Annotated in this window: 16 protein-coding genes and 3 pseudogenes; 12 read left to right on the top strand and 7 right to left on the bottom strand. The window is 61.5% G+C overall.

Annotated features, from left to right (window positions below):
- Nucleotides 1–9 precede the first annotated feature (9 nt).
- From NKH16_RS15230 to NKH16_RS15210, 5 genes are all read right to left on the bottom strand, one after another.
- Nucleotides 10–768 carry a hypothetical protein gene (locus tag NKH16_RS15230; RefSeq protein ID WP_352900189.1) on the bottom strand — a complete coding sequence of 253 codons (759 nt, stop codon included), beginning with the start codon at nt 766–768 and terminating at the stop codon, nt 10–12.
- Nucleotides 755–2,722, bottom strand: coding sequence for a putative glycosyltransferase family protein (locus NKH16_RS15225; RefSeq protein WP_352900186.1), 1,968 nt, complete (start codon nt 2,720–2,722; stop codon nt 755–757). Before NKH16_RS15225 ends, NKH16_RS15230 begins: the two co-directional genes overlap by 14 nt.
- Before the next feature lie 8 nt (nt 2,723–2,730).
- Complete coding sequence (locus NKH16_RS15220) at nt 2,731–3,876, bottom strand: glycosyltransferase family 4 protein (protein ID WP_352900183.1); 1,146 nt, start codon at nt 3,874–3,876, stop codon at nt 2,731–2,733.
- A complete protein-coding gene (locus NKH16_RS15215) occupies nt 3,876–4,682 on the bottom strand; it encodes a glycosyltransferase family 2 protein (protein WP_352900181.1) in 807 nt (268 codons plus the stop codon). Before NKH16_RS15215 ends, NKH16_RS15220 begins: the two co-directional genes overlap by 1 nt.
- 688 nt (nt 4,683–5,370) lie before the next feature.
- Complete coding sequence (locus tag NKH16_RS15210; RefSeq protein ID WP_352900178.1) at nt 5,371–7,008, bottom strand: glucosamine inositolphosphorylceramide transferase family protein; 1,638 nt, start codon at nt 7,006–7,008, stop codon at nt 5,371–5,373.
- 344 nt (nt 7,009–7,352) lie between these two features.
- Between NKH16_RS15210 and NKH16_RS15205 the strand changes: the two genes are divergently transcribed.
- From NKH16_RS15205 to NKH16_RS15165, 9 genes and pseudogenes are all read left to right on the top strand, one after another.
- Nucleotides 7,353–8,600 (top strand): glycoside hydrolase 5 family protein, encoded by a 1,248-nt coding sequence (locus tag NKH16_RS15205; protein WP_352900175.1) that lies wholly within the window; start codon nt 7,353–7,355, stop codon nt 8,598–8,600.
- Nucleotides 8,597–9,601 carry a glycosyltransferase family 2 protein gene (locus NKH16_RS15200; RefSeq protein WP_352900172.1) on the top strand — a complete coding sequence of 335 codons (1,005 nt, stop codon included), beginning with the start codon at nt 8,597–8,599 and terminating at the stop codon, nt 9,599–9,601. The genes NKH16_RS15205 and NKH16_RS15200 overlap by 4 nt, the downstream gene beginning before the upstream one ends.
- Nucleotides 9,602–10,950: 1,349 nt before the next feature.
- Nucleotides 10,951–12,297 (top strand): family 16 glycosylhydrolase, encoded by a 1,347-nt coding sequence (locus NKH16_RS15195; RefSeq protein ID WP_352900169.1) that lies wholly within the window; start codon nt 10,951–10,953, stop codon nt 12,295–12,297.
- Nucleotides 12,298–13,191: 894 nt separating this feature from the next.
- On the top strand, nt 13,192–14,106 hold the full coding sequence (locus NKH16_RS15190; RefSeq protein ID WP_352900167.1) for a metallophosphoesterase: 915 nt from the start codon (nt 13,192–13,194) through the stop codon (nt 14,104–14,106).
- 373 nt (nt 14,107–14,479) lie between these two features.
- Nucleotides 14,480–15,991: pseudogene (locus tag NKH16_RS15185) on the top strand (phosphomannomutase/phosphoglucomutase).
- A 13-nt stretch (nt 15,992–16,004) separates the two neighbouring features.
- Entirely contained in the window at nt 16,005–18,305 is a 2,301-nt protein-coding gene (locus tag NKH16_RS15180) for an AGE family epimerase/isomerase (RefSeq protein WP_352900164.1), read from the top strand.
- A gap of 75 nt (nt 18,306–18,380) precedes the next feature.
- Entirely contained in the window at nt 18,381–18,890 is a 510-nt protein-coding gene (locus tag NKH16_RS15175; RefSeq protein WP_352900161.1) for a GYD domain-containing protein, read from the top strand.
- A 362-nt stretch (nt 18,891–19,252) separates the two neighbouring features.
- Nucleotides 19,253–20,074 carry a PA3715 family protein gene (locus NKH16_RS15170; RefSeq protein WP_352900158.1) on the top strand — a complete coding sequence of 274 codons (822 nt, stop codon included), beginning with the start codon at nt 19,253–19,255 and terminating at the stop codon, nt 20,072–20,074.
- Between the two features lie 124 nt (nt 20,075–20,198).
- Complete coding sequence (locus NKH16_RS15165; protein ID WP_352819735.1) at nt 20,199–20,747, top strand: class I SAM-dependent methyltransferase; 549 nt, start codon at nt 20,199–20,201, stop codon at nt 20,745–20,747.
- Here the strand turns inward: NKH16_RS15165 and NKH16_RS15160 are convergent.
- A complete protein-coding gene (locus tag NKH16_RS15160; RefSeq protein ID WP_352900155.1) occupies nt 20,727–21,098 on the bottom strand; it encodes a hypothetical protein in 372 nt (123 codons plus the stop codon). The two genes, NKH16_RS15165 and NKH16_RS15160, sit on opposite strands and share 21 nt — an antisense overlap.
- Nucleotides 21,099–21,165: 67 nt before the next feature.
- On the opposite strand from NKH16_RS15160, the gene NKH16_RS15155 reads away from it, so the two are divergent.
- From NKH16_RS15155 to NKH16_RS15145, 3 genes and pseudogenes are all read left to right on the top strand, one after another.
- Nucleotides 21,166–21,654 (top strand): hypothetical protein, encoded by a 489-nt coding sequence (locus tag NKH16_RS15155; protein ID WP_352900152.1) that lies wholly within the window; start codon nt 21,166–21,168, stop codon nt 21,652–21,654.
- Between the two features lie 482 nt (nt 21,655–22,136).
- Nucleotides 22,137–22,499 (top strand): annotated as a pseudogene (locus NKH16_RS15150) (serine hydrolase domain-containing protein); the annotation flags it as partial.
- 50 nt (nt 22,500–22,549) lie between these two features.
- Nucleotides 22,550–23,287 (top strand): annotated as a pseudogene (locus tag NKH16_RS15145) (serine hydrolase domain-containing protein); the annotation flags it as partial.
- On the opposite strand, the gene NKH16_RS15140 reads toward NKH16_RS15145, so the two are convergent.
- Nucleotides 23,267–23,446, bottom strand: a complete 180-nt coding sequence (locus NKH16_RS15140) for a hypothetical protein (RefSeq protein ID WP_352900149.1) — start codon at nt 23,444–23,446, stop codon at nt 23,267–23,269. The pseudogene NKH16_RS15145 and the gene NKH16_RS15140 overlap by 21 nt on opposite strands.
- Between the last annotated feature and the right edge of the window lie 366 nt (nt 23,447–23,812).

The following is a 23,812-nucleotide window of genomic DNA, read 5'->3' as shown; positions in this document are numbered from 1 at the left end:
GACCCCGTTTCAGATGTGCGGCACCAGCGTCGAAACGCTGCGGTAGAGTCGGTTGTCTTCCGGCCGATAGAGCCGCGCCTCGGCCGTCTGGCGAGTTGCCAAGACGGGCACCAAGATTTCCCGCGCCCAGGTATCGCCTGGCGCGATGGTGAGCGATCGGAAGATGGCGAACGGTTGCCCGTCGAGCGTGATTTCCAGGTCGAATCGCTGAGCTCGGATCTCGGCGCTTCTGATGCCGACGGTGAGTAGGTCGGGCCCGCCATTGGGCGATGGCAACAACCAGAACGCGGTGTATTTGAATTCCCGGAAGGCCGCTTCGTCCTGGACAGCCAGCGCATAGGCTCCGGTCGCCACAAGCAGCGCTAGCATGAACGCGGCCCCTTGCCACAGCCGGACCCGCGCCGGAGCCGGCCAGGCTGGCAGATCGGGAGTGTCGCGGCGGCCGGCGGCCACCAGTGTCGCGGCGGCCGTCACGGCCCAGAACCACAGCGCCCAGCCGAGCGGCGTAAGGAAGCCCGCGGCGTTCAGGGCAAAGCCCCCGGCGATGCCGGCGGCGAGGCTTGCTCCGACCGCGTAGACGAAGTGTTGCAACGCGGAGCGGGTCCTCACGCCAATGGCCCGCAGCACGGTGTGGCCCGAGACGAGGAACACCATGGGCGCGCCCAGGGCAGTACGGATAAGCAAGCTGTCGCTGACCGCAACAGCCGCCACCGCAGCCCCCGCCCACAGACAGGCGGCCAGAAGATCCCGGTTGCTAGGAATTCTCATGCAATGCCCTTACGTCGTAGATGACGATCCAGCCGTTGTCGTAGATGCGGGTGACGCCCTTGATGTCATTGAACTTGAGCAGCTCTGCGCCCGCGGGCGGCGTTTCCTGCTGCCCTTGCCACGGCTCGAAGTAGAAGCCTAGCACCGGCGGAGCCGTGGACAGGCGCAGGTCCACCAGCAGGAAATCGATATCGCTTCTCGCCAAGGCCCAAAAATTGTCGGGCCCCAACGTCTCGCCCTCGAATATGCGCGCGGCAAAGACGCCTTCTTTGATCTTGACCCTGGCGTCCTGCCGGCCGTATTCCGCAAGCAGAAGGCGGTTGATGCGGTCGGAGGTGAAGCGGTTGCCGGGACCGAGCCATTCCTTGGTCCAGCGTGCCGTTTCGATCCCCATGGGCTCGATTGATTCCTGATCTGCCGCCACCCTGTATCGCCCTCGGATCGGATTAAGCGTAGCGCTGGTGACGCCGCCCAGGATGATGACCGCCAGAGCAAGGGTCGATGCGATGCGGCGCCACCCGTGTGGCGTGCGGCCCTGCCAGAAGTGGACGATGCTCACCGCGACGACCAGCCCGACGGCGATGAACACGAACGTTCCCATGCGGTTGCCGATTTCCCATCCGGCGATGGTCAGCCGGAAGGCCACCGAGACTGGGAGCCCGAAGGCCAGGAAGGTGAGGAGCACGAGGCGGCTGTCGCGCCAGCGACGTTTGAGAATGTCCTGGATCGGACGCCAACCTGCCCGCGCACCACTGCGCGCTGCCATGGCCAGCGACCGAAAGAAGCCGGTCGCCAGCCCGAGTGCCAACAGCAGGATCGCGAGCAAGGTGGTCAGCTTCATGCCGAGGGGCTGGGTCGGCGCTCCGCGGTGCTCCGAGATTGGGGTGGGCGCGCCCAGGATCTTTCCGAGCAATGTCTTGAAGCCCCCCTCGATCACCGGGCCGAGATAGCCTGTGAGAGGGATGCCACGGGCCTGCATCCACAGGAGCGGCAGGGCTACGGCCAGGATCGCCGTGAGGCCCACGGCGATCCTGGCCTCAATCCGCAGGGGGTCGTGCCGGCGAAAGGCTTCGAGGGCCGCCAGCGCTCCGAAATAGATGGCGGCGAAGGCGGCCGTGAGGTGATGCGTGACCGCGAGGCTTGCCAACAGCAAGGCAATCAGCCCGAGCGCCTTCAGCCTCGGTCGCCCGACGAGATCCCTGGACGCTGCTTCGACCGCGAGGGCCAGCACGCACAGCACGATGCCGAGGCTCTCGTAGGAGAACATCGCGTCAAACAGGACGAAGGTTGAGCAGCCCATATAGACCAGACAGGCGATGGCCGAGATGCGCGGCGATCCGACTATGCTTTCGAAGAACAGATACAGGGCACCGATGAACGTGCCCCTGAGGATCGCCAACAAGAGGGTCCCCGCCACAAACGATGACAGTCCCGTCAGATTGACGATCGCCATCGTCAGGATTTCCAGGGCGGGATACGTTGGCCCGATAGGGAAAAGCGGGTTGGACAGGAATAGCCGGCGGGCCGTAATGAGATCGTCGGCAGCGATCCAGTGCAAGAACTCGTCGTGACCGACGAAGCTCGTCGGGGAATAGACCGCCTTAAAATAGAGCAGGGACTCGACCAGCAGGAAGAGCAGGAACAGGCGCTCTCCCCGGGCTGTCGTCGGCCAGGCGATGCGAAGGGTGGTCGGAACGACCAGGAGGAGGACACCGCACCAGAAGAGCGGCGGCGCCACGTCATAGCCCCGGCGCCCGGCCGCGTGTCCGGCCACGACCAGGAGCAGAGCCGTGGCGACCATCAGGCATAGAACCGCGATCCATCCGGAGTTGGCCCGTTGCGGCGGGGCATCGGCGCTGCCGCCGCGAAGGTCGGGACCGATAACGGCCGAGACGAATCGTATCCCGGCCCGGAGCGGGTTGATCCTGATTCCCGCGGTGAAATGAGCCGGCATTATCAGCCTCATACCCCCGTCGCAGGAGGCCACGACATCACGCTGCCGGGGGGCAAGCGGACCATGGATCGGCTGCTCAGGACATCACAATAAACGTCGCTCAGCGCTCGAGCGCAGGCATCCCAGTCCGGTAGCGCCAAATCCGGGACCTCCCGATGGGCCTCCAGCTCCTCGGCCATGACGGCGGCCAGCTCTTTCGGACCAGCGTTGCGCGGGACAGCTCGGCACAGGCCCTTGGCGGCCAACTCCCGCAGCCCGGACGTGTCGCTGACAAGGACCGGACGGCGCAGCGACAGGGCTTCCATCACCGCGAGCGGATGGGCTTCGTAGTCGCTGAACAGCACGAACAGCGCGGCGCTCGCCAGGAGGTCAGCCATGTTCTGCCGCTCGGATCCGGGGATGCTCGCGATAGTGACCCGCCTCTCGAGGCCGAGTGTCGCTACGAGGCGCCGCAATTCTCCCTCATACGGGCCTGTTCCGACGACGTGCAATCGCGCGTGTGGCACCCGGCGGATCAGTTCGGGCAAGGCCGCAATCGCCCGGTGATGGCCCTTGTAGCGCTCCAGCCTGCCGCCCGAGACGATCAGGTTCGGATCGACCTTAACGCTGGGGCTCGCGGCCGGCATTGCGGCGCCGTTCGGGATGACGACAAATCGCTCCCGCGGCACGCGCACCCTGGCGCTGAAGAAGTTGGCCTCGAATTCGGAGACGCCAATCAGCCGCGCGGCCCGGGCCACCAGCGGCCGGAGCAGCGCGTGCTGGGTGCCGCGCACGGCCTTGCGCAGCCGGGACGAATGCCCGCCGCTGTGGAAGGTCAGGATGAACGGCAGGTTTCCGCGGATGGCCGCGAGCAGCCCGATCGGCGCCACGAAGGTGTTGTAACCTTGGAAATGGATCAGATCCCAAGCCCCGCGCCGGATCGCGCTATAGATGCCGGGCGCAAAATAGAGGTCCGCCTCCCTCGGCCAGGCCGGCACGCGCTGCACCCGCATGCCGCTCACCTCCTCCTCGACCGGCAACTCCCCCGAGGGATCGGTGGTGAGCACGTCGACCGCGTGGCCGTGCGCCACCAAGCGGGGACCGACTTCCTGGATGTGAGTTTCGATGCCGCCTATGAGGGGGCAGCAGCGAGCGGCAACCATCAGGATTCGCATCAGGTCTGTCCACCGACAACACAGGCTGTCGCGCTCCGCCTGCGCTGTTGGTGCACCCTCTCGCGCAGGATGGTTTTCAGGACGCGCCAGCCGTCCGGCATGGCGCGCAGATGGCTCACACCGCTGATGCGCGGAGCCTCGAAACTCGCCACCTCGACGATATTGAGGTGGTTCTTCAAGGCCCGCACGTTGATGAGGGTCTCGATCTCGAACCCATCGCAATCGCAGTCCAGCGTGGCGACGTGCTTGGTCCAGAAGGCTATGTATCCGTAGCATAGATCGGAGAACCAACCGCCATAGAGCAGCCGCACGAACAGGGTCAGCCCCTTATTGCCGAACATCCGGAACAGCGACATGTCGTCGGTGCCGGCGCCCTGGATAAAGCGTGAACCCTTGACGAGATCCGCCCCGGCCATCAGCGCACTGACAAAGACGATCGCCTCCTCCGGCACCATGGAGCCGTCGGCGTCCAGCATGACGATGATTTCGCCTGTGGCGGCCAGGAATCCCGCTTGCAGTGCAGCACCCTTGCCCCGCCGGGACTCCATGACAATCTTCACGTCTTCGCGCAGGCGGCGCGCGACCGCGACCGTGTCGTCGGTCGAGCGACCATCCACGACAATGACCTCATGCGCCCAGTTGGGGATGCGCGGCAGAAGCCAAGGGAGGTTCTCGGCTTCATTGAGCGTCGGGACGACGAAGCTGACTCGGGGCAGAGTCAGTGATCGCCGCAGCGCGAAATTGATCGGGTCAGGCGGCGATGTGGCACCGACAGGGGCGAGAATGCTAGAGAGACCGGCGTTCATGGCAGCACTTCGAGGTCGTACGGTGGGACCCAGGGGGCGGGCTGAAAGCGCGCCAGGACTGACGATAGGTATCGGGCGAGATGATGGGCCGCGTGATACGTCCGGTGCTCCATATCGCGCGCACGCAAATGCGCCGCTGGCGACAAGCCGTGGGGCCAGCTCCAATGACCGCCACATCCACGGATGTGCTTGACCCAACCATATGCGGACTCCCGGCCATAATAAAATGAAGATGAGATGAAAGAAGATCGGTACTCTTGTCAGTCCCCTAATCTTAGTCTGTTATGCACGATTACTGATTCAGATCTGGAATGGAAGGACTATAGATGGTTAGGAAAAGACAATATATGATTAGCTCTTTTGGGGTATCCCTTCAGGTTATTTCCAGCCCATATCACCTGCGCGGATAGCGCGGCAGCGGCACCGATCATCTTCAACAGCCGTGTTGGCAGCGTTGCCAAACCCGTTTAGACCTCTGGGGCCACCTTCGACGCCGGCGAAGACATCCATCGACCCGCGGCCGACACTAGCTCACAAGCGACAATTTCTACTGAGCGAGCCGTGCGGAAGGCAGCGAAGGTCGTCGGCGCGAAGAAATGAACGTCCAGCGCAACGCTGACATTGCCACTGGCCAGAAGCTGCGATGTGCAGGTGGGCTCGCTCCTTCACTCGGCCGTGATTTCCGAGCTTATTCTGTGCCCGAGAAGGGTCGGGCGCGCCCGGCCCTTCTCGGGCGGGGTACCTTGTGCTCGACCACCTGGCTACGGCTGGCTGACCCGGACGAGACCGGCCAAGAGAGGGACTGCCCACGCGGTCCCGAGACCGGCGCGTCGGGTACCAGCAAACGATAGGAGGTCGTGACGTCTCGCAAACCTCGGATATGCCCGAACAGGTCGATCACCTCCAAGTCAGACCGGCGGTTGTAGGTGTGACACCCCAACGCTCCGGACCAAATGCGACCGACCGGGGTCTGGGCAAACTCCGACGCTCCGAGCGCATCGATCTGGCAGAACGTCACCGCGCCGCCATAGCCGCGCGCGCAGTCTTGGACCGGGCGTAGCGTGCGTCCGCCGTGTCGGATGACGGCGCCTGCGGGGCGGCTGAGCCTGGCATCGATCAGGACGGGGTTGGCGGCATGGGGCGTCCAAGACCCGGTCAGGCTCTCGGCACGGTAGAGGCTGAGGACATCCCAGGACGTGGACCTCCACAGCCTTGGGCTGACGAAAAACCAAAAGCCGCCCGCATGCCAGAGCGGCGTGGTATCGTAGCCCTCAATGCCTTCCATGAGGCAGGCCTCCCGCGTCCACCGGTAAGGGAATTCCACTGCCCGGTAGAGGCTGACATTCCTGGCCGCCCCCGATTCGGGGATCATCCAGATCTGCCCATCCTGCTCGAACACGAACGGGTACGAGAGGTGATGCGGTTCCTCCACGACGATCCGGGATGCGCCGGCTGTCCCGTCCCGGTTCACTGTCACGACCGCAATGCACCCCCGATTCTTCGAGTAGAGGTACTGTTCGACAAAGATGAAATCCTGCCCCTGGTGCCGGAACGGGAACGGGTCGGCAAGGTAGCTGTCGGCATTTCCGGTGAGCACCCGGAAGGCTGCTTCGCCTTTATCGAGCAGGCTCGCCGATTCATCGAAGCGCCAGCCAATCCCCCACATCCTGCCGCCTCTCGCCAGGATGTCCAAGAACCTGATTGCCTTCGATGTCACTGCGCGTGTCGCTCTCGCAAGGGCCGGAGGCGCGCCGAGCAAAGGCACAGCCGTGGATGGGCCGGGGACACCGGACGCAGCTGAGCCGGTTTCCTCGCGCAACGCTTTGAGGATCAGCGCCACAGTGCAGGAGAGGACGCCATCGAGGCTCGCTGCGAACACTTCACGATCTACAACGGCCGGACGCGCCATCCACGGCTGCGACGGGCGAGCCGTGTCGTGCAGGTCGACGAGAAGGTCCTGATCATTCGCCAAGGCCGCCATGACTCCGATCTCGCCGGGTACGCCGTTGAAGAGCGGCGTCAGCACGCGCCGGCCCGTCGGGAGGGGGTCCTCTCCGCTCAAATCGATCACCACGTCCACTTGGTCGGCATGAAGCGGCGGCAGGCACCGCAGCGCCGCCTCGACGGGGTCGATGGCGCCGTTCCCGCGAAAGCCATAGACCAGTCGTTCGAGTTCGAGCAGCAGACGGCAGATTAACGGCAGCGGGCGGCTACCGGCCGCCAAAGCGCAGGATACTTCGTTGCCGGGAACCTCAGCAAGCGCTTCTGCCAGCCAGAGGTGCCACCGCAGTAGCCGGGACGCATCGAGACTCAGGCAAATGCGCATTGTTGTTCTCACGGCGGATTTCAAAAGGACGCCAGCTCACAGCTTCGACGAGAACCACCTCAGGCGATCGGCCTACCCTGGACTCCGCCGCGGGCCGGCGAGCCAAAGGCGGCAGATGGAAAGCGGCAGCGCGAGGATGGTTTCCACCTACTGCGGTTGCAGGGACTCGCCATGTGGGGAGCCGAACACTTGATTGGGAGATGCCTGACAGCACGGGTCCATACTCGAGCGGCTGGAAGCGGCCAAGCACCACTATGCCTGAACGACGCCGGGCTGTGCGAGGTCAAAGGAGGTAATCCTTCGGGGTTCTTGTGCTGTGCCTCCGGCAAGGGTCATGTGAAGGGATGATTATCGAATGGCAACGGGCGAAATACGGACTGCGCAAGGCGTGGTTGTGTGCGCTCGTGTTCGCGTTCGTATCCGTTCCGGCAGTCGCGAGCGCCGCGGACGATCCGTTGGCAACGTCCTTCATCAAGACTTCCGGAACGAACTTCACGTTGGACGGCAGGCCGTTCTTCGTGACCGGCGTAAACAACCACTATCTGACCTACGGGTCGCAGGATGAGGTCACCCGCGTTCTCGACGACGCCGTGGCGATGGGCGCCAATGTGGTCCGCACCTTCCTCCAGCCGGTGATCGGGTCGCTCGACGGAAGCAAGCCTACGATCTGGGATTGGCGGCTTGAAGGCGAAGCCAGCAATCTCGCGGTCAACAGCACATACCTGCTCCACTGGGATCCGAGTCAAAACAAGATGGCGATCAATGACGGCGCCAACGGCATCCAGAAGGTTGATTTCCTCATCGCCGAGGCCGGCAAGCGACGCCTCAGGCTAATCATCGCCGTTCTGGATTTCTGGGCCTACACGGGGGGCGCCCAGCAGATGCGGGCCTGGTATGGAAGCCGGGACGAGGCCACGTTTTTCTTCGATGACTCGCGCACGAAGCGAGACTACAGGACTTGGGTCCGCCACGTCGTGCAGCGCGTCAACCCGCTCACCCGACGTGCCTACCGGGACGACCCGACCATCATGGCTTGGGAGCTGATGAACGAAGGCAATGCGCGCCCAGAGGCTTTGCGGTTGGCCTGGACTGCCGAAATGTCGGCCTACGTGAAGTCCCTCGATTCCAATCACCTTGTCAGCTCAGGGAACGCCAACATTCTCCACCGGAAGTTATCCGATTTGACCATCCCGACTCTCGATTTCGGGACCTGGCACGGCTACCCGGTCTACTACAAGCTCACGATCCAGCAATTCAACGACATGATCACCAAGTTCTGCCGGTTGGCAGAGCGCGCCGGGAAGCCGGTGCTTCTGGAGGAATTCGGCTATGCCCGCTCTAATCGGGACTCCGCCGATGCTTACGCCATGTGGCTCGATACGATTGCCCGCGATCCCAGGTGCGCCGGCTGGATAGTGTGGCGGCTGGTCTCGCGGCAGGACAGCGGACGCTATCCCGTCGACGAACACGACCAGTTCGATGTTCACCATGACGGCGGTGCGCTCTGGAACATCCTCAAAGCCGCCACGGCTCGGGCGACGCAGACACGCGAAACCAGCCCGGTCTCAGAAACCATCCGGGAGGCCCCATGACTGAAGCCTCCGTTGTGATCTGCGCACACACTCTCGACCGCTGGGACGAGTTGAAGCGTGCGGTCGGGTCCGTCCGCGCCCAAACGCATGTCCCACGTGAAATCATCGTGGTCGTGGACAACAACGAGGCGTTGCTAAAGCGCGCCGCACGCGAGATTGCCGGCGTTACGGTCCTCCCCAATGCCAGGCAAGCGGGCTTGTCGGGCGGGCGCATGACAGGAGCGGAATACACCACGGCCCCGGTGATCGCCTTCCTCGATGATGACGCTGTCGCCGACCCGCACTGGCTGGAGGAGCTGTTGGAGGCCTATCGGGATCCAGCAGTGTTGGGCGCTGGCGGCCTGGTTGAGCCGCTGTGGCAAGTGCCGCCGCCCTCCTGGTTTCCTGACGAGTTCCACTGGGTCGTCGGCTGCACCTACGCCGGCATGCACGTGCGGGACGGGCGCATCCGCAACCCGATCGGGGCCAACATGTCCGTGCGGGCCGACGTGCTGCGGCACGCCGGCGGCTTCGCGCCGGATCTCGGGCGCCGTAAGCTCGGGTTCTCCGTCAGCGGCCGAGTAAGGATCGGCGGCAAGGCTGAGAGCTGCGAGGAGACGGAGTTCTGCATCCGGGCCGCCGGTCTATACCCTGGAGGCTATTGGGCGTATCGGCCAGCGGCGCATGTGCTCCACACTGTGCCGGTCCAGCGCACCACGTGGAAATACTTCGTTCACCGCTGTCTCGTCGAGGGCACCGCCAAGGCAGTGTTGAGCGGACTCGCAGGGTCCAAAGACGCTCTTGGAGCCGAATGGCGATACGTCCGGGAGGTGCTGCCGCGCGCCGTGGCGAGCGATCTGAAGGCGGCCATGCGCGGCAAGGCAGGCGCCGCCCGGCGGGCCGGAGCGATCATGGCGGGCTTGGCCCTTACTGCGTTCGCCTACGCCACGACGCGCCTCGGCGGGGCCGCCGAAGCTTTGTCACAGCATTTGCTATCGCGGGTCCGAGTTTGGAGAGCATAGCCGGCGCCAATTTAGGATTGCAGGGACGCCGGTTTGGCCGATACGGAAAGTCTCCGAGATGGCCTTGTTGACCGGCGGCGCTGGTTCGATCGAGTGCGTCGATCTGCCACCGCAAAGCGAATGGGCCAGCGATTTTCATGCGCCCCTCACTCCGCACACGGCCCATCGCAGGTAACTCGTAGGAACCAAAATCTCGCGGTTCAGCGAGGCTGACTGTTAGAATGTTGTCCCCGGTCGCGACAAGCGATGCCGCATTATCCTGTCTATGTTCTGGACGAACACGGCCAGTTTATGGGCGGGGTCGACCTTACCTGCACAGACGACGATGCGGCGAAAGAGCACGCCAGGCGGTTGGCAGACGGCCACGAGGTGGAGCTTTGGTGACTGGTTGCGGTTCAAATTTGACAATCCGCGGGGCCGTCCCGCTGCGACGAAGCGCCCTCGTGCCGTCCTTCTCGACGACCTCATATGCGAACGACCCGCTCGAACCACCGGCGCCCAAACCAGCGCAACATTTCAGCCGACGGACAGGGTTTTCGTAGGGCGTCCGGAAGGCTGTTTCGGTGCGGCCGTTCGACACGCTTCCTACATTAGAAGGTGTTAATAAGTGTTCGCCTAGCCTCATTCTCGCCGCAAATGGCAGTAGGGTCGATTGGGTTACGTACATCGTCCTCGAGTGATCAATTCACGTAGGTACAAGGCGGCGTGCGCGAGTAAGCCATGAAGCAGAAGCGCCTGCTTTTTACTTATTATATTCAGGTTGAACGCAAAAAAAACGCAACTAACTAAGGGTATACTGTGCTTATACTATACGGCAAGCTAGGTGGTACTTCTGCCCGAACAGCTGGGCTCGACTTCAACCCGGCTGCGGCTCGATCCGTTGAACCCCTTGCGCGCGTCGGCAGCGACACCGTTTATGGCTTCAAGGACGAGGGCCTGATTAGCATTCCCGTCGACAAAACCCGCCTTCGATGGCGAGTTCAACGTTAAGCTCGCTCGACAATAATGTCTGGGGCGAAGACCTGCAAATCTCCGCTACTTTGAAATCTGCTCGCGGTGCCCAACTGCGAGCAGGTGACATGTCGCGCGCCTTGGCGATGCGCGGCAGTGGAATTCCCTGTTTCAACGCCAAAGAGGATGACTGAATGACCCTTTCCGCACCCGCAGGCTTTGCCTCTAGCGACGTCGTCTTCGAGGACAGCTTCTCCGGTACAGCGCTCGACAGCGACTGGAATACCTACATCACGAGCAATGCCGCCAACGGCTGGCCGTGGAACGACAATGGATCAGGGGGAAGCGGGCCGGGCGGGCCGTATTATGCCGACTACGATATGCCGAGCCAGGTGTCCGTGACCAACGGGCTGTTGAATCTCACGGCGGTCAAACAGACCGTCGGTGGCATAAATCAGGGGACGGCACAGACATACCCGATGGCGTCCGGTGTGGTCAGCAGCTATGGCAACTTCGAATTCAATGGCGGCTATCTTCAGATCAGCATGAAGGCGCCGAGCGGCGATGGTGCATGGCCAGCCCTCTGGCTGCTGCCCGGCAATGGCGCAGGCGGCAGCGGCGACAATTTTGAGATCGATATGCAGGAAGGTGGATTCACCGGTTCGGGTCCGGCAAACCAGGCGTTCTCCTATCACCTTCACACGCCGTCAGGGACGTTCGGCGGCGTCGTCGACAGCGGTGTCGACCTCACGGCCGGCTTCCACACTTACGGTATCAACTGGGATCCCGGTCAATCGATCACCTGGTATCTCGACGGGAAACAGATGGCGCAAGTGACCAGCGCACAGGCGCCGATCCCGAATGAACCGATGGAACTGATCATGAACAACGGGGTCGCGACCTCCAACGCGGCCGGATGGCACACGGCTCTCGATAGCTCGACCCCTTCGTCGATGCAGATGCAGGTCGATGGGGTTCAGCTCTATCAGAAGGCGGGCAGCGGCGACACCGTCACGGGTGCGAACGTCACTCCCCCAACCACTGGCTCGATCGGGACCGAGACTGGGTCTGGGACCGGGACTGCTTCCGGCAGCACCAGCGATGGCACCTTATACGGAACCAGCGGCGCCGATGTATTGCATGGAACCAGCGGCCACACGATGATCGGCTATGGCGGCAACGACACTTACTATGTCGATAATGCCAACGAGAAGGCGGTTGAGGCAGTGGGCGGCGGCAACGACAGTGTGATCGCCTCGGTGAGCTATGCGCTTTCGGCTGGCTCGGAGATCGAGCATCTCGCCACCAACAACCCGTCCGGCACGAAGGCGATGAGCCTCACCGGCAACGAGTTCGCCCAGACCGTCGAGGGCAATGCCGGCAACAATGTCATCAACGGCGGGCTCGGCGCCGACGTCTTGACCGGTTACGCAGGCCACGATGCCTTCTCGTTCAATACTGCTCTTGGAGCCGGCAATGTCGATAAGATCACCGACTTCAAGCGCTCCCAGGACACGTTCCATCTCAGCGATACCGTTTTTGCCGGGCTTCAGCCGGGAGGGCTTCCATCCAAAGCTTTCTTTGTTGGTGCAGCCGCGCATGACAGTTCCGATCATATCATCTACGACAGTGCAACCGGGGCGCTCTCTTTCGACAGTGACGGGGCCGGCGGCGTGTCTCAAATACAGTTCGCCAGCCTTTCCCCACATCTCTCGCTCGCCGCAGCCTCATTCTATGTGACCTGAAGGATCTACGCGGGGAAATAACACTCCCGCGAGGGACTGCCGTGATCAAGCAATGACTGGATAAACAGCACCTCGAAGCAATGATCCCGACCGAAACGGGAGCCGGTTTTCGGAGAAGATCATGCTCAAACAAAAGAGATGGAGTTCCATCCCGATGCCATCGGGATGGAACAGTGTCTAGTTGCGAGCTTTCTGTGGGCTGTCCATTCGGACCGAACCGAGGAGACTGGAGTTACCAAGCTTCAGCACTCACCGGAGGGTCCGAATGTACATCCACAAGAATACCTGTCTGACGCCGTGGCGGCGAGAGGAACTGGTCCTTCGGTCATCGAGGGATGTTTCTCCCAACCCTTGCCACGCGGTCTATGGTGTGTCGGCCAAGATCGTGGCGCGGTTGGGTGGAGCGTCCAAGGGGCTCGCGAGACAGGCCTCGCACTCCACATTGGATCCTATCCGCGGGGCACGTGTGGAGCAACATCGAACAACCCTGGTCTGCCACATCACCCAAACCTGGCGTGGACGGTCCCTTGTCGACCGCATAGGCGTGGTCGAGCTGATCGCAGTCACTGGCCTGAAGCCGGGAGCGCAGTCGATGCCGCGCCGACGAAAGGTATCAAGTGAGCGATGCCGAGATGGAAGCGTTCGACGATCTAAAGGCGACCCATTCCATCCGGAATGGTACTACACTCGCCCTCCGAGATCAGTCGCAAATCGGAGCGGTTGACGGGTGTCCGAGCTCCTCCCCTGCGCAACAAACACCAATGCTTGCAGGTGATGCCGATTTGGGAAACTATTGACCCCGCGAGGCCTCTCACCCGGTTGATTTGGTTCAGGCTGCCGCAGCTGAATTCGTGGCGATCTCTAAAACCGACCTCGTTGTGCTGGGAAATACAAGTGCTGACGTCGCGGCGCTCATTCCTGAAGCTCTTTGGCGCCGTGTCGCTCGCGACATTCGGTCTGGCGAGTTATGCCCTCGCGATTGAACCTCGGTTTCAACTGCGCGTCACTCGCTACAAGGTCCTACCGCCGCGCTGGCCGACCACTGCCAAGCCTCTGCGCATCGTCGTGATCGCTGACATCCACGCGTGCGAGCCTTGGATGCCGGTTTCCAGGATCGACGAGATCGTCGGTATTTCGAATAGCCTACAGCCCGATATCATCCTTCTCCTTGGCGACTATGTGATGGGCGTGCTGCCGCGCTATGCCACCGGGATCGTGCCCGACACTGTTTGGGGCAATTCCCTTTCGAAACTTTCCGCGCCACTCGGCTGCCACGCCATTCTCGGCAACCACGACTGGTGGCACGGTGTCGATAGCGTCCGCGCAGCCCTCGTCGACAATGGCATTCCGGTCCTCGAGAACACTGCCACGCTTATCCGTCAGCAGGATGGCCCATCATTCTGGCTCGCGGGTCTTGGCGACCAGTGGGCCATGCAGTTTTCTCGCGGCGTGTACAAGGGCGTCGACGATCTGCCTGGAACAATGGCCGCAATACCCGACGACGGCAATCCGATATTGCTCCTTGCGCATGAACCGGACATCTTCATTACTGTCCCTGACCGTGTCAGCCTGACGTTATGCGGCCATACACATGGCGGACAGGTGCGCTTGCCATTCATCGGACCCCCCATCATCAATTCAGCCTACGGACAGCGCTTCGCCTACGGGCATGTCGTCGAGGGTGGGCGGCACATGATTGTATCCGGGGGTTTGGGCGTATCGTGGCTGCCGGTGCGCTTCGGCGTGTCGCCGGAGATCATGGTCGTCGATATCGGCCCGAAAACAGGCTCTCGTCCTGTCGACGAATGACATCTGCTGTTCCAGAGAGACCTGCCGTCCGCGGTTGACCGTTCGCGTGAGGGAATTGATCTTCACGTACATGCGCTCGGGTTTGCCCGTGTTCCGATCGCCTTCAAGGCGAACGCGGCACAGTCGATCTTACGGGCGGAGTTCGGCGGATAGCTTTCGATTTCCTCTTTGAGAAGCCGAGCCAAGCGTCCGAAACACCTTTCGTCGACATTGTCGGGACGGCCATACTTGGACGAGACCTCGTTCGGGATCGGCGGCATGCTCCTATATTGAATGAGGGCGGCGAACCAGGGCGTTGGGGCTACCCCCATTCCCGAAGGGGCCTGCGCCCGGCAGCGTGCTAGGATTGTTGCCCGCAATTGCGGAGCAGAAAGTGACCCTGAACATAGTCGGCCATGCCAGACCAAACACTTTTGAGTTTGAAACCTCGGCGCTGATCAAGCCGTCTGGGTTTCGCGAATATGATGCGCGCTGGTGGTTCGGCCATCCCGGCTCGAACGAAACGCCGGAACTCAATCTGATCGGCGTCCAGGCGCTCGGCATGGGGCTCGGCACGCTGATCCGTCGCCTGGGTGCCGGACCCGACATCGTCACCGGTCACGATTTCCGCTCCTATTCGCTTGCCATCAAGCTGGCGCTGGTTTCCGGGCTGATGGCCGCCGGCGCACGGGTCAAGGATGTCGGGCTGGCCCTGTCGCCAATGGCTTATTTCGCCCAGTTCGCGCTCGACACGCCCTCCGTTGCCATGGTCACTGCCTCGCACAACGAGAATGGCTGGACCGGCGTCAAGATGGGCGCGGCGCGCCCGCTGACTTTTGGTCCGGAGGAGATGAGCGCGCTGAAGGCGATCGTGCTCTCCGGCGATTTCGACCTTGTCGGTGGTGGCTCCTATGACTTCGTTGCGGATTTCCGCAAAACCTACCTTGACGATCTGACAGCGGGAAAGCGTATCGCCAGGAAGCTCAAGGTGGTGGCCGCTTGCGGCAACGGCACCGCCGGGGCTTTCGCTCCCGAGGCACTGGAAAGGATCGGCTGCGAGGTGATCCCGCTCGACGTCGAGCTCGATCATACGTTCCCCAATTACAATCCCAACCCCGAAGACATGCAGATGCTGCACGCCATTCGCGACAAGGTGCTGGAAACGGGCGCCGATGTCGGGCTAGGCTTCGACGGCGATGGCGATCGCTGCGGCGTGGTCGACAATGAAGGCAACGAGATTTTCGCTGACAAGGTCGGCGTCATGCTGGCGCGCGACATTTCGCACCTCTATCCCGGCTCGACTTTCGTCGTCGACGTCAAGTCGACCGGATTGTTCATGACTGACAAGGTGCTGCGGGAAAATGGCGCGGTCACCGACTATTGGAAAACCGGTCACTCCTATATCAAGCGGCGCGTCGCCGAACTCGGCGCCGCCGCCGGTTTCGAAAAATCGGGCCATTTCTTCTTCAATCCGCCGATCGGCCGCGGCTATGACGATGGCCTGGTCACGGCCATCGCCATCTGCCAGATGCTGGATCGCAGCCCGCAAAGCAGCATGGCCGACCTCTATCGCGATCTGCCGCTGACCTTCGGCACGCCGACCATGTCGCCACACTGCGCCGACGAGCTCAAATACGGTGTGGTCGCGAAAGTTGTCGGGGAATTGACGAAAATGAAGGCGGACGGGATCGAATTCGCTGGCCAGCCGCTGGCCAATCTCGTCACCGTGAATGGGTGCGTGTCGTTGCCCAGACGGCACCTGGGCTCTGGTCAGGGCCATGTTGAACAAGCCGGAAATTGTCGTCGTGGAAGGCCCAGTCGCCCGAGCGACCTCGCGAGGTGTTCGGGGTTCTCGATGCCGTGCTGCCGCAATCCAGAGGTCGGAGCTTACAACCAGACATTCTGAGAGGGACTGGACCATGTCGGACCGGATCATAAGTTTTGTCATGAGCGGGGGCGTCGGCTCACGGCTGTGGCCGCTCTCGCGCGAAGACAATCCCAAGCAATTTCACGACCTTTCGGGCGACGGCTCCATGCTCGCGAAGACTGTCGGACGCCTCAAAGCGCGGCCGGACGGTGAGACGCCGATCTACCTGCTAGCTTCCGAACGGCATGCAGACCGCGTTATATCGGATATAGGTCCGCTCGGCCTGAACGGCGGCAGACCGATTTTCGAACCCGTTGGCCGCAATACCGCCGCTGCGGTGGCCATAGCCACCTTGCACACGATTTCCGAATATGGCGGGGACGCGCTTGTGCTCGTGGTCCCCTCCGACCATCAGATATCGACCGAAACGCAATTCTGGGAAACCGTCGAGGCGGGCATGCCTGCCGCCGATTCGGGAAGCATTGTCATATTCGGCATCAAGCCGACGCATCCCGAAACCGGGTACGGTTATATCGAGGTTACGGCAAATAGTGACGGCCAGGCCGCCGTTTCACATTTTGTCGAAAAGCCCAATGCCGAGACGGCCCGCAAATATGTGGCTTCGGCAAGGTTCTACTGGAACGCCGGCATCTTCCTGTTTCGTGCCGACACGATGCGGAAGGCATTTCTCGACTTCCGGCCGGACATCTGGGACACCGCGGAACGGGCCTATAAGGCTGCACGGACCGACGTCTTGGGCATCTACCTGCCCCAGCGCTTCTATTCGGCTGTCCCGTCGACGTCGATCGACTACGCAGTCATGGAGCATGCACGCGGTATTGCGATGATTACGGCTTCCTTCCGCTGGAACGACCTTGGATCGTGGCAATCGCTGCTGGAAGCCAGCCCGACGGACCGCGACGGCAATGTCGTAATGGGCGACGTTGTCGCCATGGATTGCGGCAACTCCTATCTCCGGAGCCAGGGCAGACTGCTGACAGTCATTGGAATGAAGCATGTGGCGGTGGTGACGACACCGGACGCAGTATTCGTCGCTCCTGTCAGCCACAGCCAGAACGTGAAGAAAGTCGTCGAACAACTCGAGAAGAGCGGACGACTCGAGACGAAGTTCACGGCGTCGGAAGACCGGGTCATCATCAGCGGGTCATGGCGTAAGCGCGTCGAGCACTGGCTCTTCAACGAAACCCTGCCGCTGTGGTCCACTGCAGGTGTCGACGATGCGTATGGCGGCTTCCACGAGGCGCTCGGTTTCGATGCAAGGCCGTTGGGCAAACCCAAGCGCATGCGGACGATGGCTCGCCAGATTTACGCGTTCGCGGTAGCCAAAGAACGCGGCTGGGTTGGACCGGCCGACAAGCTCATCGACCACGGCATCGAGTTCATCGCCAAACACGGCCGCACCGATCGCGGTGGCTGGGTGCGCACCCTTAATTCCGACGGCAGCGTGGCTGACCCGACGGAGGACGCCTACGACCATTCTTGCGTGCTCCTGGCGCTTGCCCAGGCTCACCGATGCGGCCATCAGGATGCCCTGCAGCTGGCACAAGAGACGTTCCATTTCATCGACACCCATCTCGAGGACGTCAGCCTGAACGGCTTCCTCGAGACGCCCGGCTGGAAGGGGGTGCGGTTCTCGAACCCACACATGCACATGCTGGAATCCTTCCTTGCCTGGTATTGCGTCACCGGCGAGCGTGCATATCTCCGTCGGGCGGCACGTGTCGTCGATCTCTTCCGGTGCCATTTCTTCGATCAGGAGAGCTGGACGCTTGGGGAACATTTCGATGTCGATTGGCTACCGTTGCCGGGAGAGGAGGGACAGTGGACCGAACCAGGGCACCATTTCGAATGGGCTTCGCTCCTCGTCGAGTTCGCGCGGGCAAGCGGGCAGAAAGACTTGGCGGCCTACGCCAGGAAGCTCTATTCGTCGGCGATCGCCAGCGGATTGAACCGGGCCACGGGCCTGGCTTATTCAGCCGTGTCGCGGCAGGGAATTCCCTTCGACCGGCTCTCCCGCAGCTGGCCACAATGCGAAGCCATCAAGGCGGCCATCGCGCTGGACGGCATCGGCGGGCCTGATCTGAAACCTGAGATCGAAGCTCGTGTCGCCCGCCTCTTCAAATGGCATATCGATCCCGCACCGCTAGGCTTGTGGATCGACAGAATTGACGAGCGCGGAAGGTCACTGGCGACGGAGGTGCCCGCGAGCATTTTCTACCACCTCGTGACGGCCTTGATGCAGTATCTGGACAAGACCGCAGGGCAAGTCGAACCTTTCCCGCTGCCAGCTTTGGATCTGAGCAAAAGCGTTGCGATGCAGGGTTACGGCTGACGCAACCGTCCGCCATAGCTCCGTGTTGGTCAAACGACCAATAACGAGACTAGTACAAGATCGGGAGGAATACCCATGAAAGTGACAATCCTGGGAAACTATCCGCGCCATGCCTACAAGGGACTGATACAAGGCTCAGACCGAGAAGCTGCAATCAAGGCGGTTTTGGGAAGCGTTGGTGGCAAGGTGTCCGGTATGATGTTTACTCGCGGCGCCTATGATGCCTATGATATTGTCATCAATGCTGAGGTTCCGGACCAGGCCGATGGGGTGGACCTAGCACTGGCGGTGCGGGCAAGCGGCTGGATAAACGACCTCGTTGTCCTCGAAGAACTCGACATGAATGCGACGCTCGCAGCTGCCAAAAAGGCTGGCGGCGTTACAAGCTCGCCGGATGATTGGACTGGCTGTGCATTGAAGACAGCACGGTTCCGACTGAACGCGCCGTGCTGCCAAGTCTCAAGGAAAGACAAGCTGGGGTTTCGGAAAGCCGACGCAAGCGCGGCATTGGTTTTGCTTCGATACCGCGCCGACAGCGAACGCGCCCGGCTCAGGGGGTCAGAAACGGAGGTCATGCCGAGTTAATCTTGGAGTGTACACCCTGGAAGGTGCGCTTGACGGATCGGCGAGGTCCGGTTTTGTAGAGGTTTCTTGTCGGAGCGCTTCTTTATCTAATCGGAGCGCGACAAGGCAATCGAGATCACATTGTCAGTATCTGTGTCTCAGGTAGCTCGAACAGCATTGCCAAAATTGGCTGCTCGGGCGGCGTTCTCATGATCACCGTCCCTAAGCGAGCTCGGACTTTACGGCTTTCCAGGATACCTATGGTCCTGACGCAACGGGTGGAGCTAGCCGTCACTTCCCTACACCCTGTGCGTCGCCGCCCATCTCGCGTAGAAGGGCCCTGGCCGAACCCGGCCCTGCGACGCGAGAACTCCATGCGAATAGTGTTGCCTGTCCTGTTGCTCGGCGCCGCCCTCGCCAGCCTGTCGCCCGCCCGGGCAGCGGCCGGCGATTGCGGCGATGCCGCCGCCCTGGTGCAGCAGGCCTATCCCAAGGCCCGAAAGAGCGCCGACGGCGCCTCGTTCACGCTTGAACCCCATACGAGCATCGCCTCAATGCTCCCGGAGAGCGATGCGCCATTTGGCCTGATCTGCAAGATCTGGCCCGCTCACGGCGACCTGCTGTTGGTCGCAGTGCCGCTGATTGACAGCGCTAACAGCGACCACCTGCATGTCGGCGATATCGAGCTTCTGGTCGTCGACAGGAATACGCTGCGTGTGCGCCAGCGCCTGCTCCAGCCTGGACTGATGACCGATGATGCCATCGCGATCCGTAAGGTGGAATTCGACACCGGCCGCTATGCACTGGCCCCTGAGGTAACCGCCTTCGGCCTGAGCATCGAACTGGCACACCATTCGCTGACCGCTCCCTTCACTGAAACCGACCTGCGGCTATACGCTCTCACCGGCGATACGCTTCGCGTGGTGCTCGACGGCCTCGTGGTGGCCGGCTCTGGCGGCGATAGCGATGGTAGTTGCGCCGGATACTTTCATTCCAGCCAGGTCAGCCTGGCGATAAGTCCGGCGAGCCATCATGGCTATCACGATATTACCGCGGTTGAGCGGTCGAATACCGATAATCCCTACCCCGACCAGAATGGCGAATGCCAGTCCCATCCCGGCAAGCCTGTGAAGCGTACCTACCGGCTGCGCTATGACGGCAGCCGCTATGCGGTTCCCGCGGCACTCAAGGTGATGGGGTTGTGAGGCGGCCGCACACGTCCCTGCCTTGGTTCGTCAATGTCATCAATTCCAGTTGAACGGGTATCGACCGTTAATTCTCTCGTGGTAGGAGGCGCTCAAGGGGGCTCTTCTCAAAGGAGCTGATGATTTGTGGTGGTCAAGATTCAAAAGGGGTTTTGCCGGAACGTGGGACGACAGACTTGACGGGCTATTCTCCGCAAAGGTCGACTACGCCGGAAAATCCATTCTCGATGTTGGCTGCAATATGGGTGTTGTCGCCTATGAGATATCCAAGCTGAAACCGAGCTCGATCCACGGGATCGACATCGCCAAGCCGCATATCGAGACTGCAAAAATGTTATTGAGCGGCTCCCCGGTACATGCCCGGTTCGATCGCCTGAATCTTGGCAGCCGGCGCCTCGGCAACATCCTCCTACCGAAATACGATATCGTCCTGCTGCTGGCCGTCTATCAGCACATGCAGCGCAACATCGGCCCAGGCAAGGCGCGAAGGGTGCTTTCCAATATTGTGAGGCGCACCTCAAACGTCGTTGCCCGCGTTCCGCCTGGAACGGATGGCGAATTTATCGAAACGCTTTCTGACGAGGGGTTCCAGGTCAAGAGCACTCACACATCGCCTCTTGGCAGTCATGTGCTAGTGCTTGAGAAACCCGCCTTACGAAATCCGCAGCCATAGAGATGACATCCATGTGGCAGCAGCGGGCGCAGACCCGCTGCCTGCCTGCAACGAAGTGCCGGGAGAGCCCGATTCGCCGGCAGAAAGCACCTTGCGGATGAACTTCGGGCCCATGCCTTTGACATTGAGGTTGACTCCGCAGCCGTGCTGGAAGAGCTTTTCGAGGCCAATGGCTGGAGTAGCGGCTGGCGGGACGACATCTACCACTACGTTCATTACCATTCCCGCAAAAATGAAGTGCTTAGGGTTGCGCGCGAAACCGGCAAGGTTCGGTTCGGGGGCAACTGGAGCCGTACATTGTCCTTGAAGGCCGGCGACGTGGCAGTTCTTCCGGCCGGCACCGGTCGCCAAGTTGGCCGTCCACGGGAAGGCTCCCGGTCTATGGGAGCAAAGCGCCGCTGGTGTCAGTGTGGAAAAAATGAAGCTTGAAGATGAAGTCCGCCACGTTTCCGAAGACTTGGACGATGATGTACTGGGTGACGCTGTGCGGGCGCTGCATCGTCGGGTGAAGATCGTTCATGATTTCGATATCCCTTACATTGCTGGCTACAGCAAAGATGGTAGGACGATTTATATCGATCGCCATATGCCTCGCACTATGGATTGGAAATCGGCCAAGGTCCGGCTTGCCCCATTTCTGCTAACGCACGAGATCGTTGAAAAGGCGCTCATAGACAAACTCGGGCTTCATTATCTGCACGCGCATCAAATCGCCCTTCGGGCCGAACGCGACGCCGTGAAGGCGGCGGGTGTTAGCTGGTCCGCTTACCAGGCCGGCAACAAAAGGCACGAAAAACCGATCTCCGAAGAGAAGCTCAAGAAGATCCCCAAGGATCTTGACCTGACGCCCTACCGCGACATGAGTGACTTTTCAACGCTAGAGCGTCTGCTGAAGGCGCAACGATAGTCGGACAACCTCGCTTGCCAGTTCTATGACCGCCGTTGGCTGCAGAGCCGACGATGCTTTGTTAGATTCGTGCCCGGCCGAGAGTAAGGCAGCCAAGCGTGGGTTGCCTACCAAGCTGAGCGTCCTAAACGACCAATCCAGCGCAGAAATTTATGAGCGAGAAGGACTTTCGGTCGAGGCGGAGACCGATGGACGACGCCGCATCGTAAAACTGTCGGTCCCATAATGGCGATCGTGCTTGCGCCAACATTGGCTCACCACCTAACCAAGCCGTTTGCCCGCGCTCGCAGCTGCTGAGTAGGCGAGGTCCGCATCGGCTCGACCGCGGACGAAGCACAAACTGCGACATCCCTCCATTGCTGATATTCCGGCCACAGGCGGAAGCCTGCGTTTCCGGTGGAGTTCGTCCCATCGATCTGGCCAGGGAGTGAAACAATGGTAGCGAGAACACTGGGCGCCGTGGTTGTCGCGGTGTGCGCGCCATGGGCGCTTCTGCGCCGGCGCTCAAGCCGATCGACCCGGTCGCGCTTCAGGCAATGGTGGAAGGCACGGCAAAGGAACTCCTGCTGCCGGGCGCAATGGTTCTCCTCAAGACTCCGCAGGGCAATTTCGCCTTCGGGTATGGAACGACCGAACTCGGCGTCACGAACCCGCCGCGCGCCGATATTCATTTCCGGCCCGCATCGAACATCAAGACTATGACGGCCGCGGTGATCATGCAATTGATCCAGGAAGGGAAGCTGAGTTTCGACGATCTGATCTCGAAATACGTTGATGGTGTTCCGAACGGCGACCAGATCACCATTCGCCAGCTCACAAAGATGCGGAGCGGCCTTTACAATTTCACCAATGCACCGGAACTTGGGAAAGCCTCGATAACAATCCGGACAAGGCGTGGACCTCGGAGGAGGTCCTCGCCATGGCTTTCAAACGGCCGCCGCACTTCGCGCCGGGTGCTGAATTCGAATACAACAACTATTATCTGCTCGGCCTCGTTGCCGAGAAGATCGACGGCAAGCCGTTGGCGACCATCTTTCAGGAGCGCTTATTCGGGCCCCTGGGGATGAAAAACACGTTGCTGCCCGTCAGCACGCCCAACACCATCCCCGAGCCTTATGCGCATGGCTACATTTACGGCGGCGCGTCATATGCCCTGGTCGATGCGCCCTATCCGGACGATCTTCAGGCGGCGGCCAAGGCGGGAACGCTCAAGCCCGATGACGAGACGTGGCAGAACCCGTCCGCTTACTCTGCGGCAGGCGGCGTCATCTCCACGGCGGATGACCTCGCGACCTGGATGCGCGCGCTGGTCGGGGGCCAGGTCTTCAACGCCGACTACCAGCGCCAATGGCCGGATAGTCCCGAAGCGGAAGATCCCAGCAAGCCTGAGGGCCAGAAATATGGCTACGGTATCGCCCTGATCGCCTTCGGGCCGAGCAAGATCTATTTCCACGGCGGCGAGATGCCCGGCTACAACTCCTTCATGGGCCATGACCCGGACAACGACGTCACGCTGATCGTCTGGACCAGCCTGACGCTCTCGCGTGATGGCAAGCCGACCGCCAACGCTCTGATGCTGAAAATACTGGACCAGATCTATGCGGTCTCACCGTTAACGCCAGCGAAGCGATGACACCGGGGCGGGACAGGCGAGGCCGCTACGGCTCCAGGCTTGTCTTCCGGTGCGCACGGCGTCGACGACTTCGCGGATCGAGTCGAGGACGAGTTGCCGCTGGTCCTTGTGGATGTCGTGGCCGCTGTCGGTGTTGACGAGGTGTTTCGCGCCAGGCACGGCCGCCGCGAGCTCCGCCCCTTTTGGGCCCGGTGACGTAGCCGACGTCCGGAGGAATGGTCGGCAGCCATCCGGCCTTCGGCGATGAATCCCGCCACGAGCGGTCCCCAGGGGTGGTCGGCGCTCAGCACAACCAGCGGCATCGGCCCTTCTGGGTTACCCACTCCGCGGGCGTCTCCGGCTGCCCGTAGTCCCTCGGTCAACGCATCCTTGTTTCGAGCCACTCGCACAAGATGACCTGAAGTAGGTCTGATCCGCCGACTCTCATTTCAGCAGCAATGGACTTCAGAGCCGTCATGAGTTGCCGGTTCCAGCGGCACGCCTGTCATATTTCTGAGCATCAATGCAGCGCGACGCAGAATGATC

Source organism: Mesorhizobium sp. M1307, from assembly GCF_040318155.1.
Taxonomy (GTDB): domain Bacteria; phylum Pseudomonadota; class Alphaproteobacteria; order Rhizobiales; family Rhizobiaceae; genus Mesorhizobium.
The sequence above is the reverse complement of the archived record's forward strand: the minus strand, read 5'-3'. Positions and strand labels throughout refer to the sequence as shown.

What these genes read in the sequence shown, in the direction of transcription:
- NKH16_RS15200 (WP_352900172.1), top strand. Translation starts at nt 8,597, where the DNA reads ATGACTGAAGCCTCCGTTGTGATCTGCGCACACACTCTCGACCGCTGG.
- NKH16_RS15230 (WP_352900189.1), bottom strand. Translation starts at nt 768, where the DNA reads ATGAGAATTCCTAGCAACCGGGATCTTCTGGCCGCCTGTCTGTGGGCG.
- NKH16_RS15175 (WP_352900161.1), top strand. Translation starts at nt 18,381, where the DNA reads ATGAAAGTGACAATCCTGGGAAACTATCCGCGCCATGCCTACAAGGGA.
- NKH16_RS15155 (WP_352900152.1), top strand. Translation starts at nt 21,166, where the DNA reads ATGAAGCTTGAAGATGAAGTCCGCCACGTTTCCGAAGACTTGGACGAT.
- NKH16_RS15225 (WP_352900186.1), bottom strand. Translation starts at nt 2,722, where the DNA reads ATGCCGGCTCATTTCACCGCGGGAATCAGGATCAACCCGCTCCGGGCC.
- NKH16_RS15205 (WP_352900175.1), top strand. Translation starts at nt 7,353, where the DNA reads ATGATTATCGAATGGCAACGGGCGAAATACGGACTGCGCAAGGCGTGG.
- NKH16_RS15220 (WP_352900183.1), bottom strand. Translation starts at nt 3,876, where the DNA reads ATGCGAATCCTGATGGTTGCCGCTCGCTGCTGCCCCCTCATAGGCGGC.
- NKH16_RS15210 (WP_352900178.1), bottom strand. Translation starts at nt 7,008, where the DNA reads ATGCGCATTTGCCTGAGTCTCGATGCGTCCCGGCTACTGCGGTGGCAC.
- NKH16_RS15180 (WP_352900164.1), top strand. Translation starts at nt 16,005, where the DNA reads ATGTCGGACCGGATCATAAGTTTTGTCATGAGCGGGGGCGTCGGCTCA.
- NKH16_RS15215 (WP_352900181.1), bottom strand. Translation starts at nt 4,682, where the DNA reads ATGAACGCCGGTCTCTCTAGCATTCTCGCCCCTGTCGGTGCCACATCG.